This is a genomic window from Lactobacillus rizhaonensis, from assembly GCF_036246345.1.
GTDB classification, from domain to species: domain Bacteria; phylum Bacillota; class Bacilli; order Lactobacillales; family Lactobacillaceae; genus Lactobacillus; species Lactobacillus rizhaonensis.
In genome coordinates this window covers 46,818-65,377 of record NZ_BTTV01000005.1, presented here as the reverse complement: position 1 = coordinate 65,377, position 18,560 = coordinate 46,818, and the positions used below count along the sequence as shown (strand labels likewise).

The following is an 18,560-nucleotide window of genomic DNA, read 5'->3' as shown; positions in this document are numbered from 1 at the left end:
AATTATCCAACCTAATTTTTATCAATTGATTAATTAATCAAAAGTGCATCCCGTCAACACTACATTTTGTTACTCGACGTGCAAATTTTAGCGGTTTTATATTAAGATTTAAGTCATCAAACTATTTCTGCCATCTATTAAATTTTTTATTATCTTTTACTCTTTTATTCATTGCACGAGTATGATTTAACATCTTGTTCAATTTCACGAATAAATTCGTCAAAACTCTTTGCTACTTCTTCTTCAGTACCATAGCGACGAACGTTAACACTATTGCCCTTGAGCTCTTTGTCACCTAAAACTAGAGTATAGGGTACTTTTTGTGTTTGCGATTCACGAATCTTGTAGCCCAATTTTTCATTACGTAAGTCTGCTTCAGCTCTAAAGCCTCTCTTATTAAGCTCATCACGAACTTTCTTAGCGTAATCTGAATGAGCGTCCAGGTTAACAGGAATTACTTCAACTTGAACTGGAGCTAACCAGGTTGGGAAAGCCCCTTTGTATATTTCAATCAAGTAAGCGATGAAACGTTCCATAGTTCCGACAATACCACGGTGAATCATAACTGGACGGTGTTCTTCACCATCTTGACCAACATAAGTTAAGTTAAAACGTTCAGGAAGCATGAAGTCCAGTTGAATAGTGGACATGGTTTCATCAGCACCTAAAGCAGTCTTAGTCTGAATATCAAGTTTAGGACCGTAGAATGCGGCTTCACCTTCTGCTTCGACATAATCAAGGCCCATATCATCCATTGCCTTTTTTAACATTGACTGACTTCTTTCCCACATTTCATCATTAGCAAAATACTTCTTAGTATTTTTCGGGTCACGATAGGAAAGTCTGAAGTAGTAATCGGTGATGTCAAAGTCTTTGTATACATCCAGAATTAAAGTCAAAATCTTAGAGAATTCACTTTGAACCTGGTCTAAGGTCACAAATGTATGACCATCATTTAAAGTCATTTCTCTTACGCGTTGTAAACCTGACAAAGCACCAGATTTTTCATATCTGTGCATCATACCCAGCTCTGCAATTCGAATTGGCAACTCGCGGTATGAACGAATATGGTGCTTATAAATTTGAATGTGTGACGGACAATTCATAGGACGCAGCTCAAGCATTTCCCCGTCTCCCATATCCATCGGTGGAAACATGTCATCACGATAGTGTGCCCAGTGGCCTGATGTTTTATAAGCGTCAACGTTCATGAGCACAGGGGTATAAACGTGTTGGTAACCATCAGCTACCTCTTTATCAATGATGTAACGTTCAACTACCCGGCGAATTGTTGCTCCTTTAGGCATCCAGTAAGGTAATCCAGCTCCGACTTTGGGATCTACAAAGAATAAATCAAGATCCCGGCCAATTGTTCTGTGATCACGTTCTTTAATTTCTTCACGACGCTTAATATCTGCATCTAAATCAGCCTTTTTAAAGAAGGCTGTACCGGAAATTCTTTGAAGCATAGGGTTAGATGATTGACCTTTCCAATAAGCGCCAGCAACCGATAACAATTTAAATTGCTTAATCTTTCCTGTATTAGGCAGTAACACGTCGAAGCCAAAGTCAATGAAGTCACCTAGCTTGTATACTTGAATTTGATCATCTTTTTCTGCTTTTAGCAATTCACTTTTATACGGATCATCTTTAAAAATTTCAGATAATTCTGCTTTTGACATGAAAGAAGATTCAATTTTATTTCCAGCCTTAATAACTTTTTTAATTGCTTTCTCTAATTCTGGAAGTTCATTAACTTTAATCTGATTTTCTTTGTCAGTATCAACAAAAAATCCATCTTCATTCGCTGCATGTTCACCAAAATGAATCTCAGGATAAGCTTTTTTAGCAACAGCTTCAAAAACAAAGGCTACTGTAGCTCGTAAAATATTTAAGCCTACTTCATCCTTATCGGTAATAATTGCAACTTCAGCATCTTTATTTAATTTGTAGTCCAAAGAAACAACTTGACCGTTTACTTTTGCTCCAATAGCAGCTTTACCTAAGGATGTACCTATATCATGTGCTAAATCAGAAACTGATACTCCATCTTCATATTCCTTTTTAGAACCATCTGGCAAAGTAATTGCAAAACTCATTTTTTCCTCCAAAATTCAAATAAATAAAAAAATCCCAGTGCAGTTAAGCACTGGGACGTTAATTAACGTGGTTCCACCCAAAATTTAGTCTGGACTCCAGACTATCTCGTTGAAGATTATAACGGATCTAACCCATCTTTTTAATTTCAGGTACGAATGAGTGGGTTGTAACACTAATGGAAGCTTCCAGAATAATGCTTCTCTCTCTGAATCGTATTACAACATGTTCATTCATTGCAGTTAATTATAACCCAATAATTTTTTAATGCAAGTATATTTTCACTAAAAATATTCAAACTGGACTTTTTAGTCACTAATGCCGCCGATTAGGACCAGAGATGACTATTTCAGTGGCTAGAGAATGTATTCTTTCCATTAATCTGGCAGCTTTTACTGGTTCAATAGCATTTTTGGTCTCTTTGAAATGATCTTCTAAGTCATTCATAGCAAAGTTGGACGAAAAGAAGGTTGGCAAAATATTATCCATTCTTGCTTGTAAAATTACTGCTAAAACCTCGTCGCGTGACCACTGACTCAAGTTTTCCGCACCGATATCATCAAGTATTAATAAATCACAGTTTGCAATTGTGTAAACTTCATCTTGCAGACTATTATCATTAAAATGGCTTGCCAAACTGGCAATAAAAGTAGGAACATGTAAAAAAACAACATATTTGTTCATGGCAGCAACCTGATTTGCCAATCCCGCCAATATATAGGTTTTACCAATACCAAAATTACCTGATAAATATAACCCCTTTTGATGAATATCCTGAGAATAATGATATAAAAACTTTTGAATAGCTGTCATTACTTCTTTTCTTTCAGGAGTCAGTTCAATTTGACTCAAACGAATATCATGCAGTCCGTCAGGTAAATTAATTAAGCGTAAGTGTTTCTTAATACTAATTTCTCTATCATGAATCAGCTTACTGTCCTCAGGAACGAACTTTAAACTAATTGCATTTTTATTCATAATTAAATCAGGATAATATCCTTGAGTTACCGGGTCTTTTTTATGTTGACTGAGATAAAACTCGAAAAGGCTGGGTAAGCTTTTATCAATTATACTGTCGTTAAGCTGCTCTTGGTGCTGGCTGATAAATTGTTGCACTTTGGGTTCAGCCAATACTTTTTGCTTAATTTTAGCTGTACTTTCCTCATCTGCTTTAGCTGTTTGTCCCTTAACCATAATTTTTTTGATGGATTGCATTTTTTCACCTACTTCATGCCGTTTTTATCTTCAAAATTCTTGAAAAATTCTTTTAATTCTGCACTGGAAACATCCGATTTTACTTTTGGCTTTTGTTTGTTCCAATCCGTGCCCTTTTCAACCGTTTTTCTGGGAGCAAAAGAATGATAACGACCGCTTCTTTGTTCCTGTACCTTTTTTCTCTTTTCCATGTATTCCAAAGCTTGACTAGCAGTTTTAACCCCGTGCTGCAGCCAATCATGAAGTATTTTATTTGCTAGGCGAAAAGAGACATTGGGACCACTCTTTAAACAAGCATAAGTCAAAATATTAAGCAATTCTGCGGGTATTCCTTTATCGTTATATAAATTATCAAGCACTTGATATTCACTGGCATCAACAAAATCATTTCGCTCGGTTTTTAAATGATACAAAAACTGAGCTGGAGAATCAGATTGAGCTTTCTGTAATAACTGTTGTTGCTCTTCATTTAAGTGACTATTATTGACGACCTTGTCTGTTATTTCTTCCTTTTTTGGCAAATGCCGGCGCGTGTCACTGCCATGAATACTGTTAGCGATAGATTGCTTAATTTGACGCATATTCAAGCGATAATCACCATGTAAACAAGGTATTGCTTCGTCAACAAATTCTTGCTCAGAAAGTCCGTACATGCGCATAACAGCTCGAATAGCTTCTTCATTCTGATCAATTTCACTGCCCGCAATTTGATAAATTTCAAATTGTTGTTTCATAAAATCCCAGTCAATATGGTCTTGTTCATTGACGGTGGCAAAATCTTTAGAAGCATAACTGTTTTCTTTAGCAGCTTTTTTAACATCAATTGAAGGATCAATTGCTTCTTGGTCAGGTAAATGAAAAACTTCCATAAAGGATGCAGATACGTTAGGTGCTTCCTTAATACCACTTATGCTGCTTTGACTTTGCTTTGTTTCTCTGGCAAACTCATGGCTCAATTTATTAAAGGCTGTAATACCGACTTTTTCTTTTAATAAACTTGCTAAAAGTGCGGTTGTAAAAAATTCACTGCTGGAAGGAACATTCTTAAGTTCGAAGCACAAAACATGACCCATAATTTGATTAGCAAGCAAATGGCTTTCAATTAGACCAACTGCTTCAAGTTTATGCAAAGCAGGAAATAATTTTTTGATATCACAGTCCGCTTGTTCCAGCAAGAAATAGATACCTTTAGCATCAGAGAGCATCGCCTGCGGATTGTAGTCTTCATTTAAGCTTAAATAAACTGCCAGTGCCAAAGATCCTATGAGTGGCTGGTATAATTTGATTAAAACTCTTAAATCATTAGGAAAAATATCTACCCTGTTAGCAATGAAAAATGGTTGTTTGGGATCATTTGTCTCAAACATAATTAATTACCTTTCTCCCTTTTTGCAATCATGTCTTCCATGGTTTTCATGAAGCTGGACATATCTTTAAATTCACGATAAATAGAAGCAAAACGAATATAAGCGACATCATCAATTTTAGCCAATTCATCCATTACTAATTGACCAATCTTTTTGGAAGAAATTTCACTAACTCCTTGCTGACGCACTTTGTTTTCTACATGATCAACTAATTCTTCAAATTGAGAACTAGATATTGGACGCTTTTGTCCCGCAGCCATTACGCCGTGTAAAATTTTTTTACGGTTAAAAGGTTCACGAGTGCCATCATTTTTGATTACCAGTAGTGGTGTAGTCTCAACTCTTTCAAACGTAGTAAAACGAAAACCACAGTTTTCACATTCACGCCGCCGTCTGATTGCACGATTTTCATCACTGGGGCGAGAATCTATTACTTTTGATGCATTTTTGTGACAATTCGGACATTCCATATTAATACTCCTCTTTTATTTTAAGAAGCAACTGCTCAAGTTGATATTTCAGAGCTTGCTTTGTACCAACATTTTTAATGACAAAGTCAGCTAGTTTTTCTTTCTGAGACAAGGGCATCTGACTGCGGATGCGTTTCAAAGCAGCATCTTTACTTAAGTGATCCCTTAACATCAGCCGCTTTAACTGCAAAGATTCAGGTATTGCAATTAATAAAGTGCAATCACAATATTTTTGACCATTTGCTTCAAACAAAACTGGTGCATCTACAATAATTAAAGGTTTTTTAGCAATCTTGTTTAGCGCAATTTTATCTTGTATTTCTTTAAAAATCAACGGATGGGTAATTTTATTAAGAATGTCAAGTTGCTTTTCGTCATTGAAAACTATTTGTCCTAAAACTGCCCGGTTGATTAATTGATCTTCAGTGATTATTTGAGGGCCAAACTGTTTTCTAACTAATTCATAACCTTTATTGCCAATATTTAATATATCATGAGCTATTTGGTCACAGTCTATCACCGGTATGTGTTTTTCCCTAAAAAATATATCTGCTGTGCTTTTGCCACTGGCTATTCCACCAGTTAAGCCCAAAATAGTTGTCATTTATAGATCACCTGACATTTAGGACAAAAAGTAGTTCCTCGGCCGTTTACTTTAATTTTTTCAAGAGAAGTTCCACAACGCTCACAAGGTTCGCCCTTGTGACCATATACTTGCAACATTTTTTGAAAACCACCAGTCTTGCCGTTAGCATCAAGATAGGTATGAACAGTAGTACCCCTTTCTGCTATAGCTAATTCTATCAACGAATTAATATTATCATGCAATGCAGCAACTTTTGCTGCTGGGATACTATTAGCCATACTTAATGGGTGAATTTTTGTTTCCCACAAAACTTCATCCACGTAAATGTTACCAAGACCGGCCACTACTGATTGATCAAGCAATGTATTTTTGATATTTTTCTTTTTACGAGCTAAGCCATTTTGCAAGTATGAAACTGTAAACGCCTTTGAATTAGGTTCAGCACCCAATTTGCCAATACCAGTATTTTCTTTCTCTGTGCCGGTTTTAATCAACTGCATGCGTCCGAATTTACGCACATCATTGTAACGCAAAGCAGAATTATCGTTAAAAACAATTTGCACATGATCGTGTTTATCTTTTTTGGTATTTACTTTGACTAAACGATATTTACCTTCCATGCGTAAATGCGATACCACAGTTAAATGACCACTGAGACGAATAAGCAAATATTTAGCATAACGATCAATTGTTTCTATTCTTTTACCAGCTAATTGACTGGCAAATTCATGGGCATCGCCAGTTATTATTTTAGGATACCAAACAGTTACTTCTTTAATCGTTTTTCCCTTAATCAGGGGAAGTAGCGTCCGTCTGACAGTTTCAACTTCTGGCATTTCGGGCATTAAAATTACTCCTTACTTAGCATCAAACCAATTGTGACCATAGCCGGAATCAGCTACAAGAGGTATATCGAGTCTCACAGCAGATTGCATTACTTCTGGCACAATCTTTTTAATTGTTTCTAATTCATCTTTTGGCACGTCAAAAATCAATTCATCATGAACCTGAACCACCATCTTAGTTTTAAGATGCATCTCATCCAATTTTTTCTGCATGTTAATCATCGCAATCTTGATTATATCTGCAGCTGAACCTTGAATTGGTGAGTTAATCGCAGTTCTTTCCGCAAATGAGCGCACATTATAATTTTTGGCATGAATATCTGGCAGATAACGCCTTCTGTGCATAATTGTTTCGGCATAACCTTTTTCTCGAGCAACTTGAACTGCTTTATCCATATAATCCTTAATTTGCGGATATTGTTCAAAATAATTATCAATAAATTCCTTGGCTTGTTTTCGACTGATATTAAGATTTTTAGATAAGCCATAATCAGAAATGCCATAAACAATACCGAAGTTGACGGCTTTTGCTCTGCGCCGCATTAATGGTGTAACGTCAGCAGTTGATTTCAGATGAAAAATTTTCATAGCCGTATGAGCGTGGATGTCATAACCCGTTCTGAAAGCTTCCTGCATTTGTTCATCACCGGAAACTTGTGCCAATACTCGTAATTCGATTTGAGAATAATCACAGGAAAAAATGTAGCCATCTGGTTCACTTGGAACAAACGCTTTTCTAATTTGCTTTCCTTCCTCCGTTCTGGTAGGAATATTTTGTAAGTTAGGATCAACTGAGGACAAGCGACCAGTAGCAGTCAATGTTTGCAAGTACCTGGTATGAACCCGACCGTCTTTTTGGATAACATCCAATAGGCCATTAACGTAAGTTGACTGTATTTTGGCAATTTGCCGGTAAGTCAAAATTTGATCAATAATTGGGCTTTCATCCCTCAACTGATTCAAAACATCAACAGAAGTCGAATAACCAGTTTTAGTCTTTTTAACTGGCTTTAAGCCCATTTTTTCAAATAAAATATGACCTAATTGTTTAGGTGAATTAATATTAAATTCTTCACCGGCCTCATCATAAATTTGCTTTTCCATTTTCTTGAGGTCAACCGCAAATTCATCCTGGAGCTGCGTTAAAGTATCAGCTTGAACCTTGATACCATTTATCTCCATGACAGACAAAACCCGCGCAACCGGTATTTCAATGTTGGCAAAAAGGTCGTCCTGCTCGTGTTCTTTTAGTTTAGCCAGCAGAGTATCTTTTAAGTTCTCGATTGCCTCAATTTTGCCAGCCAAATGGTTAAACAACACCTGATCGTCCTCTGGAATATGGACGCTTTTACCTTTGCCGTAAACGTCGTAATCGCTTTTAACCGAATCATCACCGTACATGCGACAAATTTCACCCATATCGTCAGAATTGTTTTCGTTATTGATCAAATATGAAGCAAGTAACATGTCATAATCAATTCCGCGAGCATGAATACCCAATCGGTTTAAACCAACTGTAGTTCGTTTTAAGTCAAACACATTTTTGGCAATTTGCTTATTTTCAAGTAAATTCTTAAGTTTATCTTCTTTTAATAGCTCCACGTTGCGACTAACAAATATTTTCTGATCAATTTTTAAGGCAAAACCAACAAAATCTGCTAAATGATAGTTGGCACCCAGCATTCCTAAGTAAAAAGTAATAGTTTGACCATCTTTAACTGCAAACTTGTTAATGTCATTTTCCCCAAGCTCTGTAAAATCAACTGCTTTATTATTCTGTGCAGCTTGTTCTTTTGGTTGAGCAGTTCTTTCAGGGTTTAACTGACTCAAGAATTTACGGAAATTCATCTTTTCATAGAATCTACGCAATTTTTGGTAATCAACTTCACGCCTTTTGACATCATCAATACCAATAGTTAACGGGGCATTACGATCAATTGTTGCCAGCTTTTTACCTAGTAGAGCCTTATCTTTATCATTAATCAGGTTTTCTTTCATTTTAGAAGGCTTCATATCATCTATATGATCATATAGATTTTCTACTGAGCCATATTCCTGGATAAGTTGTGAAGCTTTTTTGGGCCCTATTTTGGTGACACCAGGATAATTATCCGAATTATCACCCATTAATGCTTTCATATCAATGAATTCAGTTGGTGTAACCCCATTAACTTCTTTCATGTGTTCAGGAGTATAAGCTTCCAAGTTTAAAACACCAGATTTAGTAACCATAACAGTAGTTTGAGGAGATGCCAGTTGCGTCAAGTCCTTGTCGCCCGTAACAACTGTGATTTTAAAGCCCTCTTTTTCTCCAATAGTTACAAATGTACCAATAATGTCATCAGCTTCATAGTTATCAAGTTCATACGTTGAAAGACCCAAATCATGCAAAAGTTCCTGAATGTAGGGTAATTGTTCAGATAATTCTGACGGGGTTTTCTGTCTACCACCTTTGTAGTCTTCATACATACTATTCCTAAAAGTTGTTTTACCTGCATCAAAAGCAACTAAAACATGGTCAGGTTCAACGTCATTCAGCACGACATCAAGCATATTTTTAAATGTATAAATGGCGTTAGTGTGCAATCCTTCAGGATTTCTAAAATTTTCAAGTTGGCGGTACAGTGCATAGAAAGCACGAAAGGCAACTGAATTACCATCAATTAAAAGTAATTTTTTATCAGCCATTTGATCTCCTTAAATTTAAACCAAGTTTCTTTATTTAACTACCATTTTAACAGTTTTTCCATTCATCTTGTACGATACCGATTTCTCTGTACCTTATTACATGTAAAATCTGTTATAAAAAGCAAAAAGATCAAGTCTTGAAACTCGATCTTAATAACTTAATTTATTTTAGTAATCTTTCTAAAGCATCTTCGTATTTCTGGATATCGCCTGCGCCCATAAAAACAATGACACTGTCTTTGTTCTGGGTTAAGTCTGAAATATTATCAAGGTCAATTACTTCAGAACCAGGAATTTTAGCTACCAAATCATTACTTGAAATGTCTCCGCTAGCTTCTCTAGCTGAAGCATAAATAGGAGTAATGTATGCTTTATCCACTGAACTTAATATTTCTACGAAATCTTGCGCATATTTTTTTGTTCTCGAAAAAGTATGTGGCTGAAAAACGACAACTAAGCGTTTATGGGGAAACCTTTGTCTAGCAGCTTGAATTGTCGCACGCATTTCAGTCGGATGGTGGGCATAATCATCAATGATATTAATATCCTTAAAGTCCTTTTCAGAAAAGCGACGTTTTGCCCCTTGATAAGTAAGTAAGCCCTTTTGAATGTCTGCTAGCGGAATGTTTTCAGTATAAGCAACAGCTATCACGGCAGTAGCATTCAAAATATTATGATCGCCAAAAAGATGAATTGTAAACTTACCTATCTTCTGACCGTGCTTTAAAACTGTAAAACTTGAGCCTGTAGTAGTGCGGTTAACATCAACCGCCTGAAAATCATCATTTTCTTCAAAGCCATAAGTGTATTTAGGAATGACAGAATGCAGTTGTCTTAATCTGTCATTACCTCCCCAGACAAATAGTCCCTTTTGGGTTTGATCAGCTGCAGTTTGAAAAGCTGAAGTATAATCTGCTTGATCTTTAAAATAATCCGGATGATCAAAATCAATATTGGTCATGATTTGATAATCAGGGTGATATGCCAAGAAATGGCGGCGATACTCATCAGCTTCATAAACAAAAAAGCGGGACCCTTTAACTCCTTTTCCTTCACCATCGCCTATTAGGTATGATGTGGGCGCTGCTTCACCCAAAACATGAGCTAAAAGACCAGTAGTAGAAGTTTTGCCATGAGTTCCAGAAACACCAATACTGGTATGCATCTTGATTATTTCTTCTACAGTATCAGGATAGCTCTGCCAGGCAATCTTCTTTTCTTCACAAGTTTTTACTTCTACGTTGTCATCTTTAAACGCATTTCCTTTAACAATCACCTGACCAGAATCTTTAATATTGTTTGCACTAAACTCTGCCACTTTAATTCCGGCTTTTGCGAGCGGTTCTTGTGTAAAAGTATATTTTTTGATGTCACTACCAGCGACATGAAAACCTAAATCATTTAATACTAAGGCTAAAGAAGCCATTCCAGTTCCTTTAATACCGATAAACCAAATTTGCTTATTTTTATCTAACATTTGCCAAACTCCATAATTTTATCATTGCCTCTTATTTTATCATTTCTAACAGAAAGTGTGCAGAAACAATGAAAAGCCATAGCCCACTTTTGCATTACTATGAAAAAAGACTCTACCAATAACTTGATAGAGTCCCTTAATCTTATAATTTAATTTGTCCACTTGCCAAAAGTGCATCGCATTTGTCAGGATCAAACGCGTCTCCCACAGCAAAAGTGTCTGGAACTACTAAAATTCCCCGTTTTTGCGGTGCGTGCGGCAAACCTAATTCTCGAGCCGAACAAATCATCCCATAAGAATCAACATGACGTAATTGACCAGGCCAAATCATTTGGCCATTTGGCATTAAAGTGCCAGGTAAAGCCACCACTACTTTTTGCCCTTGAGCAATATTAGGAGCACCACAGACAATTTGATGTTCCTCATCAGGGCCAACCTCAACAGTAGTAACATGAAGGTGGTCAGAGTCAGGATGTTTTTCGCAGCTTTTGACATAGCCATAAACCAGCGTTGGCTTACCGTAAGCAAGTTGATCATTAAAACCGACTTCTGCCAGCTTTTTATTTAATGCTACTAAATCGTCATTAGTCAGTTTAACTTGACCGTCTGGCAATTTGTCATAAGCAATAATTTGGTCGACATTGAAGAAATTATATCCAGTCACATTGCCATCTTCATCAGTAATTCGTGTGACATCGTCTTTTTCCTCATATTCGCTCTTGCCCTTATCCTGACCTAAAATCACAATTAGGGTATTGGGATAGCTACGTTTATTAATACTAGTAATCATTAATCAATTATCCTCTTTCACTTAGTCCAGTGACCGCAAAAAGCTCTCAACTTCTTCTTTGGTTTTACGGTCCTTATTAACTAGTCTACCAATTTCTTTACCATCTTGGTAGACCACAAAAGAAGGAATACCCATGATATTCATTTCCTTAGCTACATCTACAGAACCGTCACGGTCAATTTGATAAAATTTACTGTCAGAAAAATCTTTTTCAATCTCCGGCATAAACGGATCCAAAAAACGGCAATCAGGACACCAACCAGCAGAAAATTCTAAAACCACACGACCATTTTTGGTAATATCATCTAATTTTTCTTGATCTAATTCTTTTATTTGTTCCATTTTGAAAAAACCTCTCAATCCTTATCATTACCTATTTTACCCCAAAATCAGCATGCAAGGCATAAATTGGGTTGCCTTGGCTGGCAAATTTATGCTCATACTCGGTTTCAATATTTGAAGTCAAAATCTCTTCTTTTTCATTATGGAGGTCAACTGTAACAAAATCAAAATGCATGCCAAAATTATTCATACTCTGAAGAGAATAAGCAAAAAGACCTGCATTATCTGTTTTAAATTGTATCTGACCATTTTCTTGCAAAACAGTCTGGTATTTTTGCAAAAAAGTTTTATAGGTTAATCGTCTCTTTTCGTGCCTAGTTTTAGGCCACGGATCACTAAAATTTAGATAAATGGTATTTGCACTATGTTTTTCGAAAAAGCAGTCAATATTAGCAGCATCTGCGCATAAAATTTGTAAATTAGACAAATTTTTTGCCAGTTTTGAACGTAAAATGATGCCAGCTGCTGTCATTTGCAGTTCAAGCGCAACAAAATTTTTTTCAGGATGTTCAGCAGCCATTGTAGTGATAAATTTCCCTTTACCTGGACCAACTTCAATTTCCAATGGCTTTGAAATATCAGCAAACCGTTTTGACCAATCGATCTTTTGAGTCAGATCAGGGCGATCTATCACACTTTCTGGATGTTCTTGCACAAGTTTTACAGCCCACGGTTTGTTACGTAGTCTCATTTATTTACAACTTCCTTTTCTTTACTTTTGCTGGTAAGTATAACCTTAATACCGCACAACTGAAAACAACTAAAATCCCCATTGCTTCAAACAAATGTAAACTGATAGGTAATGTTATCAGCCATGAAATACTGATGATGAACCATTGTACCAGCATTATTCCAGCAAGCGCAGAAACGAGATCTAAACCTCGTTTAGTGCGCTCAATAGGATAAACACGATACATGATATTGTTATCAAATTCATCAACCATTGGGACTAACTGGTAAATAGTTAAGAATACTACTAAGCAGGACAAGCCTAATGCCCAAAGCCAATTCTGCACTAACCATGAGATTAAAATTGCAAAAGCAGTCATCCTGACTACCAGATTAATGTTTTCAGGATTACGAAGAATTGAGCGCCTATACAAAAACTTATTAGGATTTTCCATTGTCAAATTTTTGGGCAATAAAAAGTCCAAATATTTCCGTCTTTTAATATTGGTTTGCCTTTCCTTAACATCGGTGAACATGCTATAAGCATTATAAACAACGTTTTTACGTTTTTCTTCCTGCTCAATGGCAAATTGCCAGTCAAAAAGGGCCACATGTTGCGGTTTTAAAATCAAAATAATCAAAATAATTATCAGCAAGCCTGCAACAATTATCATACTTTTTGGTCTAAACATTCCCAATGCGAATAAAAAAAGGAAAAGGATATTTACCATAGAAATGGCAATTTTACGGTTAAAAAACAAATTATATTCCATAATTTTAAGCTGCAACATCTTAGCTAGAAAAACAGCAAAAACTGCGAAAATATAATCTAAAGGTTCAATTCTTGCTTTAATCGTAGCAAATGGAAATACAGTTCCTGCTATCAAAGCTAAGCAAATTGTAGGTACGATCAGGCTGTAATTTAACATTGGTTGCAAATATGATGATAAATTTTCATCCTCAGGCAGTAAAAATTGTAAATCAGCTGGTTTTAGCAGTGTTACCAGTTTGCCTATTAAAAGTGGCAGCCACAGCAAAACACCAACTAGGGGACGATAATACCATAGATTTTCAGGCATGGTCTTCATTGCCTGTGCATACCAGAACATGAGTGCTCCAAAAAGAAAAATCAGAGCTAAGATAAAGAAGTCATTAAAAACCAATACTAGATATTTCAAAGACTGACGCAAGTTTTCCTGTAGCCTCTTTTTAGCCAAATTACGCATTTTGTTGCTCCTGACTTAAAATTTGGTAAATTTGGTCAAATGAATCCGTTTCCTTCAGACCATAATGTATGCGAATTTCAGCCAAAGTGCCGGCAGCCTTAATTTTGCCATTGTTTAAGACCGCATAACGAGAAACAGCCTGCACACTGTCAGCTAAAATGTGAGTTGACATTAACACCATTTTGCCCTGACCAGCAGCATCTTTAATCAATTGCACTAAATTAGCCACTGCCAACGGATCAAGTCCTGTGAACGGCTCATCGATTACCAGTAAGTCAGTATTTGCTAAAAACGCGGAAACAATCATCACTTTTTGCTTCATACCCTTAGAAAAATGAATCGGCAACCAATCTAACTTGTCATCCAGCCTAAACAATTGTAGCAACTCATGGGCCTTTGCCCAAGCCTGTTTTTCATCTAACTGGTAACTAAGAATTGTCAGATCAAGATGCTCTTTTAAAGTCAATTCTGAATATAAAACTGGCGTTTCAGGAATGTATGCGACCTGTCTTTTAAATTTAGTAGGTTGAGCCGCTAAATCAATGCCATTTAGCGTAATTTTCCCTTTTTGCGGTCTTAGTAATCCTAGAATGTGTTTAATAGTAGTAGATTTACCAGCGCCATTTAGGCCAATCACTCCAAGAACCTCTCCTGGTTTAATTTCCAAATTAATATCTTTAATGACCGGCACACCAGTATAGCCACCTGTCAAATGCTCAATTTTTAAAGTCATAATTCCTATCTTTCTTTTAATGAATTTACTCATTTATTATGATAGCATGATATTAAAAGAAACTAAATTTTGAAATGTAGAGGTTTTAAAATGGAAGATTTAGATAAAGATTGTTTATTTTGTAAAATTATCAAGGGTGAAGCAAGCAGCTACACTGTTTTTGAAAATGACGATGTAAAAGCTTTCTTAGATTTATCTCAAGTTAATCCCGGTCATACTTTAATGGTACCTAAAAAACACATCACAAACTTTTTTGATTATACCCAAGCAGATGCTCAACGCTATTTACAATATATTCCTACCATTGCTAACGCAATTAAAAAATTTGATCCCCGAATCACCGGTATGAATATTAGCAGCAATAATGGTGCCAGTGCAAGTCAAGTAGTTATGCACTCGCACATCCATTTCATTCCGCGGTTTGAAGGTGATGGCTTAAAGATTGCTACACGAAACAACGCAGAAAAATACACTGAAGAAGATTATGAAAAGGTTGCTGCTGCTATTAGAGCACAATTTTAAGGTGATGAGATGAAACGTTTTAGTTTAGGACTGGCTGTAGGAGCGGGTTTTGGTGTGGTCCTTTCACTGTTCAAAGATAAAAATGGCGATCGCCTGTTTCCTCCTGTGCAAAAGCAAATAAAATCAGTAAAAGAAGATATTAGTGACATTTCTGTAGCAAACAATAAATTTAAGGCTGCTCAGCAAGAATTAAAAAAATCTTTGCCGCTAGCAAAGAAAACTTTTTCTGAGTTACAAAACGAAATAGAATATTATCAAATCAGTATCAATCGGATTATGGACAAGTTGAAAGCCAAAACTGCAACAATTAATTCCAATAGCACAAATGAAACTAATAGTTCTAAAAAATAGTAAAGAAACTCTCTTTTTTGTTTTAAAAAAAATAAAAATAAAAACTAGTTTTGCCAGTTTATGTTATATTAGTTGTCGGTGACTTAATTTATTAAGGATGTGGAGAATTTATTTTATGAAAAAATATATTAAAAAAGCTGCAGCAGTGATTGCCGTAGCCGGTATGGCATTATCAACAGCTGCTTGTTCTAATGGTGGCAAAACCGTTGCTTCTTATAAAGGCGGAAAGATTACCCAGCAAGAGTATTATGATGACATGAAAAAATCTCAGGCGGGTAAAACTGCTTTGGCAAACATGATTATTAATCGTGTTTTAGAACAACAATATGGCAACAAGGTTTCCAAAAAGCAAGTTGACAAACAATATAACAACTACAAGAAACAATATGGCAGTCAGTTTGATGCCGTTTTACAACAAAATGGTATGACTGCTGCAAGTTTCAAGCAAAACTTGAAAACAAACTTGCTGTCCGAAGCTGCTTTGAAAGATATTAAAAAGATTTCGAAGAGTCAAGAAGAAAAAGCTTGGAAAGCATATCAGCCTAAAGTTACAGTACAACACATTTTGGTTTCAAAGAAATCCAAAGCCGAAGAAATCACTAAAGAACTAAAAAATGGTAAAAGTTTCAAGAGCTTAGTTAAAAAGTATTCTCTAGATACTGGAACAAAAAACAAAGAAGGTAAACTGCCAGCATTTGATTCTACTGATACTAGTCTAGATCCAGCTTTTAAAAATGCAGCATTTAAGTTAAAGACCGGTGAAACTACAAAGAGCCCAGTCAAATCTCAATCAGGTTACCACGTAATTAGAATGATTAAACACCCTGCCAAAGGTTCTTTTGCTTCACATAAAAAAGAAATTGATGACCAAATTTATCAATCAATGTCGCAAGATCAACAAACCATGCATGACGTCCTTGCCAAGGTTATTAAAAAGGCTGGAGTCAACATAAAGGATAATGATCTTAAAGATGTTTTAGCTGCCTACGTTTCTACTTCTAATAACAAAAAGTAATTGAATTATAGGAGTTAAGACCAGTTTAATAATAAAAATATAAAAATCCCGTTATCAGTTATTTTTACAAATAGCTATTAGCGGGATTTTTGCATTAAATTTTTTGATTGTAATGTCTCAACATACTTTTAATTAAATTTACAGATAACCTTTGCTCTTACAGCAACTTTCTGATTGACCAGATAACTTGACATAATTTGTCGAGTTAATTAGCAGTTAAACTACATAAGTTATATAAATCACCTTTTTGCTCAATCAATTTTTCATAAGAACCTTGTTCAGTGACAGATCCATCTTTCATGAAAATCACGGCATCATATTTTTTTAATAAGTTAGGATTTAATTTATGGGTAACTACAATAGCTGTTAGATCTTCTATTCCTAAAATGGTATTTTCAATTGCAATAGTATTTTTTTGGTCTAAAGATGATGTTGCCTCATCAAGCAATAAAATTGGCGTTTTTCTAATTAATGCTCGTGCTATTGAAATTCTTTGCTTCTGTCCACCAGATATCTCTTTACCGTTTTCACCAACATCCATTTCAATTCCTTTAGCATTGCTTTCAACCAATCTTCTTAAGCCAGATCTATTAATAGCATAGTTTAGTTCTTGCTTGGTAAAGGATTTGCCCAAAGTTATGTTATATCCAAGAGAATTGTCAAAAATGTAGACTTCCTGCTGCACAATATTTATCAGTTGGTAGAGTGATGATAATTCAATATTATTAATATTTACATTGTCAATACTGATACTACTATTTTTTCCCAGCTGGTAGTATCTCATTAATAACCTTAGCAATGTGGTTTTACCACTGCCCGACATACCCACAAGAGCATATTTTTTTCCTTTTTCTATTCGTAAATTAACATTTGTAAGTACTCTTTTTCCTAATTCACCTTGTTGCGGGTACGCAAAATTGACATTAGTGAACTTAATATCTTTCTCAAATTTTTTTAGATTATGATAATTACTGGTATTTTTTGGTGTATGTATTTTGTTTAATAATTGATTTAATGATTTAATAGCAGCTTCTCCAGCTTTTTTGTTATTCAGCTCAATGCCCAATTTACTCAGAGGCAGCACGATGAAATTAACTAATTGAACAATTGCTGTGACCGCTCCAATACTCGTACTGCCATTAAAAATCATAAACAGACCGAGTCCATAAGCTACTAGAAAAACCAAATAACCTGAAAAATCTGAAATCGCTGTCGAAACGTTGTTAAGCTTTGACAAAGAAAATTCGCTATCTGCGCGTCTATTATTATTATTTTCAAATTCTTTACTTATCTGCCTTTCAATATTAAAACTCTTAATAACTAGAAAACCGGAAAGCGCATCTTTTAATTTAGAAACATAAGCGTTCTGTTGTACCAAAGCTGCATTTTGCTTTTCTTGCATTTTACCACCTAATAAACTCATAAATATAATAGGTGCAAAACTGACTATTAGTACAGCTATTGATAGTTTCCAATTAATCATAAACATTCCAAAAATTGAAAATATTAATAGAGATAAATCAGATATTACATTAAAGTAGCTTTTAATGTATTTTTCTTCAATAGTTGAAATGGTATTTGTCATAGTTGCTAAAAAAGCGCCAATACTGCTGTTGTTAAATTCATTTAAATCACTTGTAATAATTTTATTAAAAATTTGTTTTCTATACTTCTTACTAAAATTGTTGCTAAATTTGTTTTTAGTCTGCTCACTAACAAAAACAGCGCAGGTCAACAAAATACATACCAATAAACAAGCAAATATCGTTTGCTTTAAAGCACTAATATTCCTCGCAATTCCTGAATCAATTAACTTTTTTAAGACAAGGGCAAGTAATAAATTTATCATTGGATAAACTAAGCCGGAAAAAATTAACGTCAGATAATAATTCAGCTTATCATATTCTTGGTATATTTTCATTAATATATACATCCTTCCTGTTTTTAAAATTATCAATAAAAGTAATCAATAATTTAAATATATCTACGTCTTTTACTATACGCTAAACATTTTATAATCGAAAGATATATTTTAAAATAAAGTTATATTTTTTAAAATCATAAAATAATATTTTAAATATCAATTATTGCATTGCTTTTTATTTTTGGACTGCTAACGGTGTAATCAAGAGCATCCTCTTTCAAATTAAAGTAAATTAAAAAAGCA

At 35.1% G+C, this 18,560-nt stretch carries 17 protein-coding genes; 3 read left to right on the top strand and 14 right to left on the bottom strand.

Features of this window, described 5'->3' with window-relative positions; genetic code table 11:
* Nucleotides 1-164: 164 nt before the first annotated feature.
* The 13 genes from thrS to AAA915_RS07070 all read right to left on the bottom strand — a co-directional run bounded on the left by thrS (nucleotide 165) and on the right by AAA915_RS07070 (nucleotide 14,505).
* The gene (thrS, locus tag AAA915_RS07130; RefSeq protein ID WP_338201032.1) at nucleotides 165-2,099 is read right to left on the bottom strand and encodes a threonine--tRNA ligase; all 1,935 of its coding nucleotides are present in this window, start codon (nucleotides 2,097-2,099) and stop codon (nucleotides 165-167) included.
* A 313-nt stretch (nucleotides 2,100-2,412) separates the two neighbouring features.
* Entirely contained in the window at nucleotides 2,413-3,312 is a 900-nt protein-coding gene (gene dnaI / locus AAA915_RS07125; RefSeq protein WP_338201030.1) for a primosomal protein DnaI, read from the bottom strand.
* An 8-nt stretch (nucleotides 3,313-3,320) separates the two neighbouring features.
* A complete protein-coding gene (locus AAA915_RS07120; protein WP_338201028.1) occupies nucleotides 3,321-4,679 on the bottom strand; it encodes a DnaD domain protein in 1,359 nt (452 codons plus the stop codon).
* A 2-nt stretch (nucleotides 4,680-4,681) separates the two neighbouring features.
* Nucleotides 4,682-5,149, bottom strand: a complete 468-nt coding sequence (gene nrdR / locus AAA915_RS07115; RefSeq protein WP_046325124.1) for a transcriptional regulator NrdR — start codon at nucleotides 5,147-5,149, stop codon at nucleotides 4,682-4,684.
* Between the two features lies 1 nt (nucleotide 5,150).
* Nucleotides 5,151-5,753, bottom strand: coding sequence for a dephospho-CoA kinase (gene coaE, locus AAA915_RS07110; protein ID WP_338201026.1), 603 nt, complete (start codon nucleotides 5,751-5,753; stop codon nucleotides 5,151-5,153).
* Nucleotides 5,750-6,580, bottom strand: coding sequence for a DNA-formamidopyrimidine glycosylase (mutM, locus tag AAA915_RS07105; protein ID WP_338201024.1), 831 nt, complete (start codon nucleotides 6,578-6,580; stop codon nucleotides 5,750-5,752). The genes coaE and mutM overlap by 4 nt, the downstream gene beginning before the upstream one ends.
* A 12-nt stretch (nucleotides 6,581-6,592) precedes the next feature.
* The gene (gene polA / locus AAA915_RS07100; protein ID WP_338201022.1) at nucleotides 6,593-9,268 is read right to left on the bottom strand and encodes a DNA polymerase I; all 2,676 of its coding nucleotides are present in this window, start codon (nucleotides 9,266-9,268) and stop codon (nucleotides 6,593-6,595) included.
* A gap of 163 nt (nucleotides 9,269-9,431) precedes the next feature.
* Complete coding sequence (gene murC, locus AAA915_RS07095) at nucleotides 9,432-10,745, bottom strand: UDP-N-acetylmuramate--L-alanine ligase (RefSeq protein WP_338201020.1); 1,314 nt, start codon at nucleotides 10,743-10,745, stop codon at nucleotides 9,432-9,434.
* A 142-nt stretch (nucleotides 10,746-10,887) separates the two neighbouring features.
* Complete coding sequence (gene ytpR, locus AAA915_RS07090; RefSeq protein ID WP_294602875.1) at nucleotides 10,888-11,535, bottom strand: YtpR family tRNA-binding protein; 648 nt, start codon at nucleotides 11,533-11,535, stop codon at nucleotides 10,888-10,890.
* 21 nt (nucleotides 11,536-11,556) lie between these two features.
* The gene (locus tag AAA915_RS07085) at nucleotides 11,557-11,877 is read right to left on the bottom strand and encodes a thioredoxin family protein (RefSeq protein WP_174795405.1); all 321 of its coding nucleotides are present in this window, start codon (nucleotides 11,875-11,877) and stop codon (nucleotides 11,557-11,559) included.
* Nucleotides 11,878-11,908: 31 nt separating this feature from the next.
* Nucleotides 11,909-12,568 (bottom strand): tRNA (guanosine(46)-N7)-methyltransferase TrmB, encoded by a 660-nt coding sequence (gene trmB / locus AAA915_RS07080; RefSeq protein ID WP_338201016.1) that lies wholly within the window; start codon nucleotides 12,566-12,568, stop codon nucleotides 11,909-11,911.
* A 4-nt stretch (nucleotides 12,569-12,572) separates the two neighbouring features.
* A complete protein-coding gene (locus tag AAA915_RS07075) occupies nucleotides 12,573-13,772 on the bottom strand; it encodes an ABC transporter permease (RefSeq protein WP_338201014.1) in 1,200 nt (399 codons plus the stop codon).
* Nucleotides 13,765-14,505: an ABC transporter ATP-binding protein gene (locus tag AAA915_RS07070; RefSeq protein WP_338201012.1), complete on the bottom strand. Its 741-nt coding sequence runs from the start codon at nucleotides 14,503-14,505 to the stop codon at nucleotides 13,765-13,767. The genes AAA915_RS07075 and AAA915_RS07070 overlap by 8 nt, the downstream gene beginning before the upstream one ends.
* Nucleotides 14,506-14,595: 90 nt before the next feature.
* On the opposite strand from AAA915_RS07070, the gene AAA915_RS07065 reads away from it, so the two are divergent.
* The 3 genes from AAA915_RS07065 (at nucleotide 14,596) to AAA915_RS07055 (ending at nucleotide 16,393) form a co-directional block, all read left to right on the top strand.
* A complete protein-coding gene (locus AAA915_RS07065) occupies nucleotides 14,596-15,027 on the top strand; it encodes an HIT family protein (protein WP_294602888.1) in 432 nt (143 codons plus the stop codon).
* Nucleotides 15,028-15,036: 9 nt separating this feature from the next.
* Entirely contained in the window at nucleotides 15,037-15,378 is a 342-nt protein-coding gene (locus AAA915_RS07060; RefSeq protein ID WP_338201009.1) for a hypothetical protein, read from the top strand.
* A gap of 115 nt (nucleotides 15,379-15,493) precedes the next feature.
* Nucleotides 15,494-16,393 carry a peptidylprolyl isomerase PrsA gene (locus tag AAA915_RS07055; RefSeq protein ID WP_338201007.1) on the top strand — a complete coding sequence of 300 codons (900 nt, stop codon included), beginning with the start codon at nucleotides 15,494-15,496 and terminating at the stop codon, nucleotides 16,391-16,393.
* Between the two features lie 205 nt (nucleotides 16,394-16,598).
* Here the strand turns inward: AAA915_RS07055 and AAA915_RS07050 are convergent, their stop codons facing one another.
* Entirely contained in the window at nucleotides 16,599-18,314 is a 1,716-nt protein-coding gene (locus AAA915_RS07050; RefSeq protein WP_338201005.1) for an ABC transporter ATP-binding protein, read from the bottom strand.
* Nucleotides 18,315-18,560: the final 246 nt, after the last annotated feature.